The 13762-nt window shown below is 63.0% G+C and carries 10 protein-coding genes; 7 read left to right on the forward strand and 3 right to left on the reverse strand.

Annotated elements, in window-relative coordinates:
* Positions 1-46 precede the first annotated feature (46 nt).
* The 3 genes from NKH41_RS07510 to NKH41_RS07520 form a co-directional block, all read right to left on the reverse strand.
* On the reverse strand, positions 47-2515 hold the full coding sequence (locus NKH41_RS07510; protein ID WP_352768933.1) for an adenylate/guanylate cyclase domain-containing protein: 2469 nt from the start codon (positions 2513-2515) through the stop codon (positions 47-49).
* Positions 2516-2596: 81 nt separating this feature from the next.
* Complete coding sequence (locus NKH41_RS07515; RefSeq protein ID WP_352932363.1) at positions 2597-3691, reverse strand: branched-chain amino acid ABC transporter substrate-binding protein; 1095 nt, start codon at positions 3689-3691, stop codon at positions 2597-2599.
* 378 nt (positions 3692-4069) lie between these two features.
* A complete protein-coding gene (locus tag NKH41_RS07520; RefSeq protein WP_352470632.1) occupies positions 4070-5185 on the reverse strand; it encodes a hypothetical protein in 1116 nt (371 codons plus the stop codon).
* A 522-nt stretch (positions 5186-5707) separates the two neighbouring features.
* On the opposite strand from NKH41_RS07520, the gene NKH41_RS07525 reads away from it, so the two are divergent.
* Genes NKH41_RS07525 through NKH41_RS07555 form a run of 7 tightly spaced genes read left to right on the forward strand, consistent with a single transcriptional unit; the run spans position 5708 to position 13640 of the window.
* On the forward strand, positions 5708-6835 hold the full coding sequence (locus tag NKH41_RS07525) for a transporter substrate-binding protein (protein WP_352470631.1): 1128 nt from the start codon (positions 5708-5710) through the stop codon (positions 6833-6835).
* Positions 6832-7434: an ANTAR domain-containing response regulator gene (locus NKH41_RS07530; RefSeq protein ID WP_352455770.1), complete on the forward strand. Its 603-nt coding sequence runs from the start codon at positions 6832-6834 to the stop codon at positions 7432-7434. Before NKH41_RS07525 ends, NKH41_RS07530 begins: the two co-directional genes overlap by 4 nt.
* Before the next feature lie 19 nt (positions 7435-7453).
* The gene (locus NKH41_RS07535; protein ID WP_352470704.1) at positions 7454-8320 is read left to right on the forward strand and encodes an ABC transporter permease; all 867 of its coding nucleotides are present in this window, start codon (positions 7454-7456) and stop codon (positions 8318-8320) included.
* The gene (locus NKH41_RS07540) at positions 8317-9237 is read left to right on the forward strand and encodes an ABC transporter permease (RefSeq protein ID WP_352502518.1); all 921 of its coding nucleotides are present in this window, start codon (positions 8317-8319) and stop codon (positions 9235-9237) included. The genes NKH41_RS07535 and NKH41_RS07540 overlap by 4 nt, the downstream gene beginning before the upstream one ends.
* A gap of 32 nt (positions 9238-9269) precedes the next feature.
* Entirely contained in the window at positions 9270-10913 is a 1644-nt protein-coding gene (locus tag NKH41_RS07545; protein WP_352768681.1) for an ABC transporter substrate-binding protein, read from the forward strand.
* Positions 10903-11847 carry an acetamidase/formamidase family protein gene (locus NKH41_RS07550; RefSeq protein WP_352768679.1) on the forward strand — a complete coding sequence of 315 codons (945 nt, stop codon included), beginning with the start codon at positions 10903-10905 and terminating at the stop codon, positions 11845-11847. Before NKH41_RS07545 ends, NKH41_RS07550 begins: the two co-directional genes overlap by 11 nt.
* Positions 11844-13640, forward strand: a complete 1797-nt coding sequence (locus NKH41_RS07555; protein ID WP_352768676.1) for an ABC transporter ATP-binding protein — start codon at positions 11844-11846, stop codon at positions 13638-13640. The genes NKH41_RS07550 and NKH41_RS07555 overlap by 4 nt, the downstream gene beginning before the upstream one ends.
* The last annotated feature ends 122 nt before the right edge of the window (positions 13641-13762 follow it).

A 13762-nucleotide genomic window follows, 5' to 3' on the forward strand; every position in this document is an offset into this window, starting at 1 on the left:
CCACTCCTTGTGTCCATTGGGAGGGGTCGTTGTGGACCAAGCCCTACTACCCAGGCTTGTGACGAAGCCGATCCAGCGCGTCTCGAAGTGCATTGGCGGCATCGCCACGCTCGTCAGGGGACATCAGCTCCGGTTCAAGTTCCAACCTGAAGTGCGGCAGCTCGGTCCGAACAGCACGACGAGCGGCCGCCAAATTGGCCTTCAGATCGATGACGCGGTAGGTGGCGACGGGATAGGCGATCCCCTTGACCTGGACTTGCCCCAGTTCTTCACAGTCGATTGCGTCCTTCACTTGCGCAAACGTCTCGTAGGAAATGAGGATTGTCCCCGGCGGCGCCTCCTGCTCCAGGCGCGAGGCGAGATTCACGGCGCCGCCGATTATCGTGTAGTCCATCCGGTCCTCGCTGCCGAAGTTACCGACGGTGCAGTAGTCGGTATGGATGCCGATGCGACAGCGCAGCGGTGTTTCGATCCCCATGTCCCGCCAGACTTCGGCAAGCTCGCTAATCCGCTTTTGCATTGCAAGTGCCATCTGCGCGCAAGCCAGCGCGTCCTCCTTGACGCCGCGAGTCTCGGGATCGCCGAAAAACATCAGGATCGCGTCGCCGACATATTTGTCGATCGTAGCGCCGTGATCCGAAGCAATTTTCGACATTTCCGTCAGATAGTGATTGAGGAGTTGGGTGAGATCCTCGGATTCCATTTTGTCAGTGGTCTCGGTAAAGCCCGCGATATCGGAGAAGCATATTGTCAGTTTCTTCCGCTGGCTGGCGATCCTGACCTCCTGGCGGCCGGTGAATATCGAGCGATACACTTGGGGCGCCAGATACTTCGCCAGCTTGCTGGAAAGCGCCTCCAGAACCACGGATTTCTCAGCGAGGTTCTCCTCCCTTTGCTTCAGCTCAGTGATGTCCGAATAGACGGCGACCGTGCCGCCGGCGCTGATCCGCCGCTCGCTGATCATGACCCATCGCCCGTCGCCTCGCCGCTGCACCCAAGGTTCGCCAGGGTTGCGGTGCCGCGAGAGGCGCTCGGCGACCCACTCCTCGACCCGCCCCTCGGCGTCCCTGATGTAGCCGCGCTCAGCGGATCGGCGAATGATTTGCTCGAATGTCGTGCCGGGCGTCAGTTCGGTCTCCAGACCGGTGTAGAGCAATTCGCGGTAGCGGCTGTTGCTGAGGACGAGCCGGTCCTCCCCGTCGTACAGAGCGAATCCTTCGGAGATGCTTTCGATGGCATCGATGAGCCGCTGACGAGCTTCCGCAACGTCGCGCAGGTTCTTTTCCTCGACCTCGACGGCAGTATCCCGGAAAAGTCTCAGCGCTTCGGCCATGCGCCCGATTTCGTCGCTGCCCGCGGCTGGCAGCGGCGCACGAAGGTTGCCCCCCGCAATCGCGAGCATGCCCTGGCTCACGGCCCCCAGTCGGGCGAGGAGGCTGCGGTCGACATAGAGCCAGACAACCAGAACCGAACTCAGGAGGCTGAGGAAGGCGGAGCCGAGCACAACCGCGGTGCCGTAGCGCTGGACGAGCGCGGCTTCGCGACCGGACGCAGCGATCTCCTGGTCTGCCGTGGCGACCAGGCGATCGACGCCAGCGGTGAGATTGCGCGACAGTCGATTGTTCTCGGCCAGAAGCCTTTCGCCCTGTGCCAGGACAGCAAACTCGTCCTCCCGCGCGTTGGGGATGCTGTCCTCGCCGTCGGTCAAGCCCTTGAACTCATCGACACGCTGCCGAAAGCGGGTCCGCAGCTTTTCGTCGATCTCCGTGGAGACCTTTTCAAGAGCAGTGAGCGAACGGCGTAGCGGAAAAAGGATCAACGCCAGGTCGCCCGGCGTCGGCGCGTTCGCGACCTTCACCAGAGCGTCGTTGACTGCCGAGATCTCCAGCTGCGCCTTCTGCTGGGGGATGTAGGCCGCAATCGCCTGGACCAGGTCGGCCATCGCCGCTGCGCGTCGATCCGGCGACAGCGACGTGTCGGCCGCGACCGCCCGCCATTGCGGCAGCCTGGAATCCATCACTAGGATGCCGGTGGCGACAAGGCGCTGGCTTCCGGTTGTCGTCGCGGCGAGACGGTTCAGGAGCTCCTCCTTGCGGGCGACCACGTCGAGCCGGGCGACAACAAGAGAGTCGAGCTCCTTCAGGTTGCGCCTCAGAACAATCGCGGCTTCCTCAATCTCGGCCAAAGGCACTGTGCCCAACGTGGCGTCCCGGAGGTCCGTGCGCAGGGCCTCAAGGCGGGACATCTCGAGCGCGACGGCAGCCGAGACCTCGCTGTGCTGAGCCCTGCTTGTCGCTGCCAGCACCGATGGCGCGGCAGCAGCGACCCGTTCGGCCTGGCGCGACAGCTGGAGGGAGGCGAGCGCCGACGGCACTCGATCCGTGGTAATTCGGTCCACGACGTCGCCAACCTGGAGGAAGGCATAAAGCGCCGCAGCGGTTGCCAGCACCGCAAGGGCGCTGATCCCGAAAAAGGCGAGCAACAGCCGGCCACGTATGCCGAGGCGTTCAAGCATCTCGGCGAGTCGGAACAGTCCGGCCACACTGGTCTGCATCAGACTAGACATCTCAGCCGGCACGCCGGCGATCAGCGAACCCTATTCAACCGGCACGTACTCTCCGCCGCGCCAGACGTACCAAACCCAGCTCTGCTTCGTGAGGTCGCCCTTGTCGTCGAAATCGACCCGGCCGATCACGGTGTCGAATTCCTGTTCGTGCAGTGCCGCAATGACGGCCTTCGGCTCCAGCGAACCTGCCTTCGAGACCGCCTGGGCCCAAACCTGGACCGCGCAGTAGCTCAACAGCGTGTAGCCCGCGGGTTCGAAATTCTCCGAACGGAACTGCTCAACGACCGCGGCCGCTTCGGGGCTTCGCCTCGCCTCCGCCGGGAACGTGAAGAGGGTCCCCTCCGCCGCGGGGCCGGCGATCAGGGCAAATTCCTCGGTCGCCAAAGCATCTCCGGATATGAGCTGAACCGTGTAGCCACTGTCGTGTGCAGCGCGAGCAATCAGCGCAACCTCGGCATGATACCCACCCACATATAAGGCGGAGACGCCGGCGGTCTGCAACGTAGCGACCTCGGCCGAATAGTCGTCCTTCCCGGGAATGTATGCGTCGTAAACGGCCTCAGTCACGCCCCGCTTGTGCAGCTGCTTCCTGGTCTCGTCGGCGAGACCCTTCCCATAGGTCGAGTTGTCGTGGAGGATCGCAATCTTCTTGTTGCCCCAGCGATCGGCAAGGTAGTTGCCAGCGATGAAACCTTGCGCGTCGTCGCGGCCAATGGTGCGAAAGACATTGGCACGGCCCTGTTCGGTCAGCTGCGGATTGGTCGAGCCTGGGGATATCTCAACGACGCCCGCCTCCTCGTACACTTTTGATGCGGGGATCGAGGCCCCGGAGCAATAATGCCCGACGACGAGCACGACCCCGTCAGCCACCAGCTTCTTGGCGGCCGCCACAGCTTGCTCGGGATCGCAGAAGTCGTCGACCGAGATGAGCCTCACCTTTTGGCCGAGCACGCCGCCCGCCGTGTTGACGTCGGCCACTGCCATCTCCGCGCCGCGCTGTCCCTGCTCGCCGATCCAGGCGAGCCGTCCCGTCATCGCAGCCGAGACGCCGATCAGCACCTCCGCCCGTGCGGAGCTGAACACGGCCGCGAGAACCAAGATCACTATGGCGATGATGCGGTGCATGTGTGCACCCCCTTAACTGTAGCTTACGCCAATCCCGTCAAAGCCGACAGCCCCTTCGGCAAGCGCGACTGTCTCGGGCTGCTATTGCAGCGCACACCCAATTTGGCGAAGCAAGCATACACTGGAATGGCGTGTCATAACTTCGTTCGCTGAGGTCGGAATCGCGCGCCAAATCCGGACGTTACCACTGACCGGAGTGAGCGTCGTGATTGGGTCACGGAGCGTCATGCGACGCTCCCAACTGGATGACGGCAAAGGGTCGAACTCGGTCGTTCAGAGTGATTGGGTTTTGACCCAAGCATTCTGCAGCCAAGTGGAAACGCGCCTAAAATAAATAGTTAGAGCGGGATGCCCGCTTCAACTTGAACGCATCCCGCTCTAGCTGAAGCGGCTCCCGATAAGCCGGCTCCACTGCTCGCCCGCAAGGCCGTTCAGGAAGACTTGCGAGTTCTTCATCGCGTCCAAAAGCTCTGGATCGCGTGAATGTACCACCGTTGAGGCAACGGTCAGGAAAGCAATGCGTCGTCCAAGCATCGCCTCCAGAAGTGCAGGTTGAATACGTCCGCGCAGGCCGCTGACGCCGCGCGCGGCGGCGTGATCGATCAGGCAGTCAATCACCGGGCCCGCCTGGCCGGGGAGGGCGAAGATCTGCAGCACGCGACCAATTTCATACTTCCGTGCGTAGTAGGCGAAAGCGCCGACATTGGTGCCGACTGGCGACGTCACACAAACGTAGACAAGCTCCCCCAGATCCGGCTTTTGTGCCGCATCGGTCAGGATGTGGTCGAGTTGATCTTCCGTCCAGTCAGGCCGCAGGGCGAATTGAGCGGTAAACGGTTCGATGAGCCTGGCAAATGCATGGCTGTCGATTTCGGATGTACGAAATGCTCCGTGGCCTGCCCCGTCCACCGCCACACCCGACCAACGTCGTTCGCTGGACGTCATCCTTCTGCAGTAAAATCGGTCGACTGCACGCGCCAGCGGATTGAGCATTCGCGCAAGCGCCATGCGATTGGCGGAAAGGCTGAGCATGAAGGCCGCGGGGCGCATCACACGGACCCAGTCAAGGCTGTATTGCGGCAGGACCACGCCGCGCAGCCGGGTCCACAATTTCACGGAAATATCGTTGGCCGTCTCGCTGAAGGAGATGTCCTGCGGACCATCCAGGTAAGCTTTCAGCAAGCGGGCGCCGGCCAGCGGGTCGTGCTCATGGTCCTCGACCATGAGCGAGCTACAGATGGCCGCGCGTAGTTGTCGGCCGTTGAACGTCATCGGCAGGACGTGGACGCCGACAAATCCGGAGACGCGACCGGCGTCGTTGACATGGACAAGCGACCGGAGGTTGTCTGCGCAACCGGGCGCATCCAGATAAAACCGTTGCATGTATTCCACGAGAGAGGCCGGCGCTTCGGTCCTCTCCTTCAACAGCACGCGCTGAAACATGTTCGCAACTGCCGGGAGGTCGGCGCCTTGCAAGGCGCGAATGACGCTCAAGCCCGGCTCCCGCCACCAAAGTCCCATCCACCGAGCTTCCGGGCCAAGGCGACGCGAGGCACGAGAACATCGGGCGCGCGTTCCAACTCGACGCCCATGAAGTCGTGCAACCTCGGCCAGTTGGCATCGCCCCGGTGACCGAACGGAGTGCTGAATTGCTGCGGCAAGGTGGAACCCTTTGCTTGACCGACGAAAAACGGCGTCATTGCTGCTAGCAGATTCAGGTAAACCGATATTAAAGTCGTTGCTTTGAATGATAGCGAACCGGGTTTGTCCGGGCCCCATAGCTGGACATCAGCAATTTTGGTTCCTGGCGGACTCTAAACGACCAGCGGCATGAGTTGCGTGCTGCGCGCCGAACCGTTTCGGCTGGCCAAAGTTTCGCGTGGCGGCTCTTGACTGGGAGCGCGGGCGTAATACGGTGAGGACAAATACCGGCTCCGACCGCCGGGCGGCAAGAATGCCTCGTATGCCTCGCCCTGCGGCGGTGGCTGCGGGGCATTGTCATTTTTGAGGCATTGCTTGAAACGGCATATCGACATCGGCATTCTCTATTCGCGGTCCGGCAACTACCGGCTGGTGTCCGAATCCTGCCGTGCGGGTGCGATGAACGCCATCGCCGACGTCAACGGCGATCTCGCTATCCCATTCGAATTCATCCCGATCGAGCGCGACCCGCAGGGCAACATCGATCGCTATGCAAGCGGCTGCGCGGACATTCTCGCCAACAGCGGCGCGCGTCACATCATTGGCTGCGTCACCTCGTGGAGCCGCAAGGAGGTCATTCCAATCCTGGAAAGGGCAGGCGGCACGCTGTGGTACGCCTGCCCGTACGAGGGCTTCGAAGCCAACGAGCATGTCGTCTACACACACGCCTGCCCCAATCAGCATCTCGTACCGCTGCTCGCCTATGTCGTGCCTCGTTTCGGCGCCGATGGCTTCCTGCTCGGTTCCAACTACATCTGGGGCTGGGAGACCAACCGCGTGGCGCGCGACCTGATTGCGGACGCTGGCGGCAAGGTGCTGGGCGAACGCTATCTGCCGCTCGGCGAGGTCGATGTTGCGCGGCTGATCGCGGAGATACAGGCGACGAGACCTGATTTCATTCTGAACAATCTCATCGGCCCTTCTTCTTATGCCTTCATCGCTGCCTATGCGGAGCTTGGCCGGCGCGACCCGCATTTCAGGCCGGAGCGTTGCCCGATCCTGTCCTGCAATCTCACGGAATGCGAATTGCCGGCGCTCAACGGGGCAGGCGATGGCCACCTTTCCGTTGGGCCCTATTTTCACGACATCTCGGGGGCGGATCGCGGTGCGGTTCCAGTGCCTTCCGTCATGCCGGCCTCATCCTTCGAGGCGGCGGCTTATGCCTCGGTGCGCATGCTCGCCGAGATCCTCACCCTTAACCCCGGTGCACAATGGACGGACCTTCCCAAGGTCTTTTCCGAAACATCATTTCGAACGCCGCTGGGCGACATCGCCATCGACCAGCAAACCCAGCATGCTACCTTGCCGGTGCTAATCGGACGTATCGATGGAACATCGTTCAAAACGGTCACACTGACGAAGGGCGTGGCACCCGATCCCTACCTTTCCCGCTATGACCGGACGGAGACGTTCGGGCGGCCACGCCTGCGGGTGGTGTCGTGAGCAAGATGGCGCGTATCCCGAACCTTGGAGGCGCCAGGGCTTTTGTCCTGCATCGTCCACATCCGACCGTGCAGGCGATCACAAGGCAATTGTCGGCCATCGGCCTTGAGGCGATTGGCTTCTGGCCGGAACTGCCGGCCGAAGCCTTGGCGGCGGACTTCGTCTTCTTCGACGTCGATCTCGGCTTTGACGAGCAATTTCCGTGGAAGCCGGGCGAGGCGCCGATGCCGCTGATAGCACTGATCGGCTCCGAGGCGCCGGGGCGCGTCGAATGGGCATTGTCGCACAAGGCCGATGCGCAGTTGCTGAAACCGGTCGGCAATGCCGGCGTCTATAGCGCCCTTTTAATCGCAAGGCAGAGTTTCGAGGCGCGCAAGCTTCTGGCCAGCGAGATTGCCTCGCTTCGTCAGCGGGTCGCGGAGCGCCAGACCATCGTACGCGCGGTAGAGGTCTTGTCGAAGGGCGCCGAGGACGGCCGTGCCTATGCGCAGCTCCGCTCGCTGGCGATGAGCTGGCAAATCAGTGTCGAGGAAGCCGCGCGCAGGATCGTGGCGATGACACAAGAAGAAGGCGACGATGACCAATCCGATCGCGCCTGAGCTTTCGGCCGCGGGGCGTATGCCAGCCAAGCCTCGCGCCGGCGTCTGGCGACGTCTGCTAAAACGGCCTCTCGCTTTGCTCGGCCTCGGGATTATTGCCGTTGTCTTGGCCGGCGCCATTCTTGCACCGTGGCTGACAGGCTACGATCCGAACGAGCAGATGTTCGACGGGCTCACGCTTGAAGGCGCGCCACTGCCGCCGGGAGCCCAGTTCTGGCTGGGCACCGACCTGCTTGGCCGCGACCTGCTGACCCGTCTCCTATTCGGCGCGCGCACGTCGCTGATCATCGGCATCGTCGCCAATGGCGTGGCGCTTCTGATCGGCACGCTGGTCGGCATCACCGCCGGCTATTTCCGCGGCTGGATCGGCAGCGCGCTTATGCGCTTCACCGATTTGATGATGGCTTTCCCGGCGCTGCTGCTCGCCATCTGCCTGGCGGCGGTGCTCCAGCCGAGCCTGTGGATCGTCGCCATGGTGATCGCATTGGTGAACTGGGTGCAGACCGCCCGCGTCATCTACACCGAGACAAGTTCGCTCTCCGAACGCGAGTTCATCGATGCCGAGCGCACCATCGGCGCTAGCGCTCCACGCATCCTGTTCCGCCATATCCTGCCACATCTTTTGCCGACGATCATCGTCTGGGGCACGCTCGGTATTTCGACCACGGTGCTGCTCGAAGCGACGCTCAGCTATCTCGGCATCGGCGTGCAACCGCCGACCGCGTCATGGGGCAACATCATCTTCGAGAACCAGACCTATTTCCAGGCCGCGCCCTGGCTGGTCTTCTTTCCCGGTGCGGCGATCCTGGCACTGGCGCTGGCCTTCAACCTGATCGGTGACGCACTGCGCGACATCCTCGATCCGACGCAAAGGGGGCGGGCATGATCGCCTATCTCGGCCGCCGCGTTGTCCAGTCGGTGCTCATCTTGCTCGGCGTCTCTCTGATCACCTTTGCGCTGCTCTATCTGCTGCCCGCCGATCCCGTCCGCCAGATCGCCGGCCGCAGCGCCACACCCGAGACGGTCGAAAACATCCGCCGGCAGCTCGGCCTCGACCAGCCCTTCGTCGTCCAGTATTGGCACTATCTGACCAGCCTTCTCAGCGGCGACCTGGGGCGCTCCTACATTCAGCGCTCGGAGGTCACGGAGCTTATCGTCTCGCGGCTGCCGGCAAGCCTGCTGCTGATGGTCGGCGCCATTGCCTGCGAAGTCGTGATCGGGCTGACGATGGGCCTCATCGCCGCCGTCAAGCGTGGCACCGCCACCGACCAGTCGCTGATGGTCGCCTCCTTCGTTGGCGTCTCGGCGCCGCAATTCGTCGTCGGCCTGCTGCTGCTTTATGTGTTCGCGGTGCGGCTCGGCTGGTTCCCGATCGGCGGTTACGGCACCTGGCGTCATCTGGTGCTGCCGTCGCTGACCATGGGAATTCTCGGCGCCGGCTGGTACGCCCGCATGATGCGCTCGTCGATGATCGACGTGCTGCGCCAGGACTACGTGCGTACCGCGCGTGCCAAGGGTCTTGCACGCAGCGCCATTATCCTCCGGCACGCGCTGCCCAACGCCATCCTGCCGGTCATCGCCATGATCGGCATCGATATCGGCATCTTCATGGGCGGCATCGTGGTTGTCGAAAGCGTGTTCGGCTGGCCAGGCATCGGCCAGCTAGCCTGGCAGGCCATTCAGCGCATCGACATTCCGATCATCATGGGGGTCACCCTGGTTTCGGCCTTTGCCATCGTGCTCGGCAATCTCCTGGCCGACACTGTCGCACCGTTCATCGATCCACGCATCAAGCTCAGATGAAAACCAAGAAAACCAGAGAAAGGGAACATGACATGAGAAAATATCTGATATCGACCGTGGCGGCATCGGCGCTTGCGCTGGTGCTTGGCATGACAAGCGTACGCGCCGAAGACGCCGTCGATCCGAATGCCAAGCAGGGCGGCGCGATCACCATCACCTACAAGGACGACGTCGCCACGCTCGATCCGGCCATCGGCTATGACTGGCAGAACTGGTCGATGATCAAGAGCCTGTTCGACGGGCTGATGGACTACGAGCCGGGCACCACCAACCTGCGGCCCGACCTTGCCGAGAGCTACGAGATTGCGCCCGACGGCAAGACCTTCACCTTCAAGCTGCGCCACGGAGTGAAGTTCCACAATGGCCGCGAGATGACCGCCGACGACGTGAAATATTCGCTCGACCGGGTCACCAATCCAAAGACACAGAGCCCGGGTGCCGGCTTCTTCGGCTCGATCAAAGGCTATGACAACGTCGCTGCCGGCAAGGCGGAGAGCCTGGCGGGCATAACCGTCGTCGATCCCTACACGATCAAGTTCGAGCTGACCCGGCCCGACGCCACCTTCCTGCATGTCATGGCGATCAACTTCTCGCATGTGGTGCCGAAGGAAGAAGTCGAAAAATACGGCGCAGACTTCGGCAAACATCCGGTCGGAACCGGCGCCTTCAAGCTCGCCGACTGGACGCTCGGCCAGCGCGTCGTATTCGAGCGCAACCCGGATTACTGGCACGAGGGTCTGCCGCATCTCGACAAGATCACCTTTGAGATCGGCCAGGAGCCGATCGTGGCGCTGCTGCGGCTCCAGAAAGGCGAGATCGACGTTCCCGGCGACGGCATTCCGCCGGCGAAATTCCAGGAGGTGATGGCCGATCCCGAGCAGAAGGCCCGTGTCGTCGAGGGCGGCCAGTTGCACACCGGCTATATCACCATGAATACCACCATGGCGCCCTTCGACAACGTGAAGGTGCGGCAGGCGGTCAACATGGCGATCAACAAGGACCGCATCGTCCAGCTGATCAACAACCGTGCGGTGCCGGCCAATCAGCCGTTGCCGCCGTCGATGCCTGGCTATGACAAGGAATTCAAGGGCTATCCCTATGACGTGGCCAAGGCCAAGGCCTTGCTTGCCGAGGCCGGGCATCCCGACGGATTTGACACGCAGCTGTTTGCCATGAACACCGATCCCAACCCGCGCATCGCGCAGGCCATTCAGCAGGATCTGGCGGCGGTCGGCATCAAGGCCAGCATCCAGTCGCTCGCGCAGGCCAACGTCATCGCCGCCGGCGGCGACAAGGCCGGTGCGCCGATGATCTGGTCCGGCGGCATGGCCTGGATCGCCGACTTCCCCGATCCGTCGAACTTCTACGGCCCGATCCTCGGCTGCGCTGGTGCCGTCCCGGGCGGCTGGAACTGGTCGTGGTATTGCAACAAGGAGCTCGACGCCAAGGCGGCCGAAGCCGACTCCATCGTCGACCCGGCCAGGGCTGGCGAACGCGCCAAGATGTGGAGCGAGATCTACGGCAAGATCATGGAAGACGCGCCCTGGGCACCGGTCTTCAACGAGCAGCGTTTCACCATGAAATCAACCCGCATGGGTGGCGCCGACAACCTCTACGTCGACCCGGTCCACATCCCGATCAACTACGACAATGTGTATGTGACCGATGTGCAATAACTGCGACTACACCATCCACGGGCGCCACCATCATTTCGGCTGGGACAATTCCTTTGTCCCGGCCGAACGGGTGGCGCCAGGGGCGACGATCGAGTTCCAGTGCCTGGACTCGTCCGGCGGGCAGCTGACGATGGAGAGCACCGTCGACGACGTTGCTTTGCTCGACTTTGCCAAGGTGAACCCGGTCACTGGGCCAATCTATGTCGACGGGGCAGAACCGGGCGATGCCCTGAAAATCACCATCGAGGCGTTCAAGCCGTCAGGCTTCGGTTGGACGGCGAACATCCCGGGATTCGGTCTGCTGGCGGATGACTTCTCCCAACCGGCACTGAATATCTGGAAGTACGACGCCGCCTCGCTCGAACCGGCGCTGTTCGGCAAGAGCGGCCGGGTGCCGCTCAAGCCCTTCGCCGGCACCATCGGCAATGCCCCGGCTGAGCCGGGTCTGCATTCGGTGGTCCCGCCGCGGCGCGTGGGCGGCAATCTGGACATCCGCGATCTCGCCGCCGGCACGGTGCTCTACCTGCCCGTAGAGGTCGCGGGAGCGTTGTTCTCGGTCGGCGACACGCACGCCGCGCAGGGTGACGGCGAGGTCTGCGGCACGGCGATCGAGAGCCCCATGAACGCCGTGCTGACGCTCGATCTGGTCAAGGATGCCCGGCTGCGGACGCCGCGTTTCACAACGCCCGGTCCGGTGTCGCGGCATCTCGACACCAAGGGCTACGAGGTGACAACCGGTATCGGGCCGGATCTGATGGACGGCGGCAGGAGCGCCGTTTCCCAGATGATCGACCTGCTCTCCGGCCGCTACGGGATGGATCCGGTAGATGCCTATATGCTCGTCTCGGTTTGCGGTGACCTGCGCATCAGCGAGATCGTCGACATGCCCAACTGGGTGGTTTCGTTCTACTTCCCCCGCTGCGTCTTTGAATGAAGGTGGAGGACATCAAACGATCCGGGCAGGCCGCCGCGGAGAGTGGCTCTGTCAGGCCGGTACTCAGCGTCTCAGGCCTGAGCGTCGCCGTGCGCGGCGAGGAGGGCGAGCGCGACGTCGTCTCCGACCTGACATTCGGACTGATGCGCGGCGAAACGCTTTGCATCGCCGGCGAGTCCGGTTCCGGCAAGTCGATGACGGCGTTAGCCATTATGGGCTTGCTGCCACAGCCGGCGGCACGCATCGGGTCAGGCTCCATCCGGCTCGGCGATCAGGATCTCGCGGCTCTCAGCGAGAGCGGCATGCGCCGCATCCGCGGCGACCGTATTGCCATGATCTTTCAGGAACCGATGACATCGCTCAATCCGGTGCTGTCCATCGGCCGTCAGCTCACGGAGGCGATCGAGGCACACACCTCGATGTCGCGCTCCAACTCGCGGCTGAGGGCGCTCGAGGCGCTGAAGGCAGTCCGAATTCCGGATGCCGAACGGCGGCTCGAGCACTATCCTCACGAACTCTCAGGCGGCATGCGCCAGCGCGTGATGATTGCCATGGCTCTGGCCCTGAACCCGGACGTGCTGATCGCCGATGAGCCGACGACCGCCCTCGATGTCACGGTTCAGGGCGAGGTGCTGGAGCTGCTGCGCGACCTGCAGCGCGAGCACGGCACCAGTGTTATCCTGATCACGCACGACATGGGCGTCGTCGCCGAGATGGCGGACCGCGTCATCATCATGCGCGACGGCCGGATGGTCGAGCAGGGCAGGGCGGCTGACATCTTCAATCGCCCGCAGGCCGACTATACACGCGAGCTTCTGGCCGCCGTGCCGCGTATCGGCGGCGGACGGACGGCCGAAGACCGACAAGATGCCGCCAACATGCCGGCCGAGCTTGTATCTGTCAGCGATCTTCACGTCCGCTTCGACCTGCACGGCGGCTTCTTCGGCCGCGTTGACCGCAAGGTGCACGCGGTCGAAGGCGTCAGTTTCTCGATCGCGCCGCACGAAACCCTGTCGCTGGTCGGCGAATCGGGCTGCGGCAAGTCGACGACGGCCAAGGCGATCGCCGGACTGGTGCCCTTCACCGGCAGCATTTCAATCGGCGGCCACGACCTGTCGGCGCTCAGCCGCAAGGAGCGCAAGGCTATCCGCCGCAATGTGCAGATGATCTTTCAGGATCCCTTCGCGTCCCTCGACCCGCGCATGCGGGTAGGCGACCTCGTCGCCGAGCCTCTGCTGATCCACGGCCTCGGCGACAGAGAGCAACGGCATGCCCAGATCGCCGCCCTGTTCGAACGCGTCGGCCTCTCGGCTGACCAGATGGAGCGCTATCCCCACGAATTCTCCGGCGGGCAGCGCCAGCGAATCTGCATTGCGCGGGCGCTGGCGCTGCGACCAAAGCTGATCATTGCCGACGAAAGCGTCTCTGCTCTCGACGTGTCGGTGCAGGCGCGCGTGTTAAGATTGCTGAAGGAGCTGCAGCGCGAATTCGGCGTCGCATATCTCTTCATCTCGCACGACATGGCGGTGGTCGAGAACATCTCCGATCGCGTGGCGGTAATGTATCTGGGGCAGATCGTCGAGATGGGCACCCGCGACCAGATCTTCTCCAACCCGCGCCATCCTTACACAAAGCGGCTGATCGAAGCCGTTCCGGTTCCCGATCCAGGCCGGCGCCGCGGCCGGTTCGCCCGTTTGGACAGCGAAATTCCAAGCGCTGTGCGGCGCATCGGTGACGAGCCCCGGAAACTCAAGCTCGAAGATGTTGGCGACGGCCACCTCGTCGCCACTTGATCGAGCTTAGGCTGCCTCGTCCAGCCAATCCCGCAGAGGCTCGGGGACAGCTGCATATGTGATGTTCGAGCGGCGGAAAATGATCGGCGATGGCGCTGCCGGGGCAGCGCCGCTCGGCGATG

This window comes from Mesorhizobium sp. M1169, assembly GCF_040318345.1.
Classification (GTDB): domain Bacteria; phylum Pseudomonadota; class Alphaproteobacteria; order Rhizobiales; family Rhizobiaceae; genus Mesorhizobium.

Excerpts from the sequence above, each read along its gene's own strand:
- NKH41_RS07510 (WP_352768933.1), bottom strand. The coding sequence starts at position 2,515 with ATGCTTGAACGCCTCGGCATACGTGGCCGGCTGTTGCTCGCCTTTTTC.
- NKH41_RS07540 (WP_352502518.1), top strand. The coding sequence starts at position 8,317 with ATGATCGCCTATCTCGGCCGCCGCGTTGTCCAGTCGGTGCTCATCTTG.
- NKH41_RS07515 (WP_352932363.1), bottom strand. The coding sequence starts at position 3,691 with ATGCACCGCATCATCGCCATAGTGATCTTGGTTCTCGCGGCCGTGTTC.
- NKH41_RS07545 (WP_352768681.1), top strand. The coding sequence starts at position 9,270 with ATGAGAAAATATCTGATATCGACCGTGGCGGCATCGGCGCTTGCGCTG.
- NKH41_RS07555 (WP_352768676.1), top strand. The coding sequence starts at position 11,844 with ATGAAGGTGGAGGACATCAAACGATCCGGGCAGGCCGCCGCGGAGAGT.
- NKH41_RS07550 (WP_352768679.1), top strand. The coding sequence starts at position 10,903 with ATGTGCAATAACTGCGACTACACCATCCACGGGCGCCACCATCATTTC.
- NKH41_RS07535 (WP_352470704.1), top strand. The coding sequence starts at position 7,454 with ATGCCAGCCAAGCCTCGCGCCGGCGTCTGGCGACGTCTGCTAAAACGG.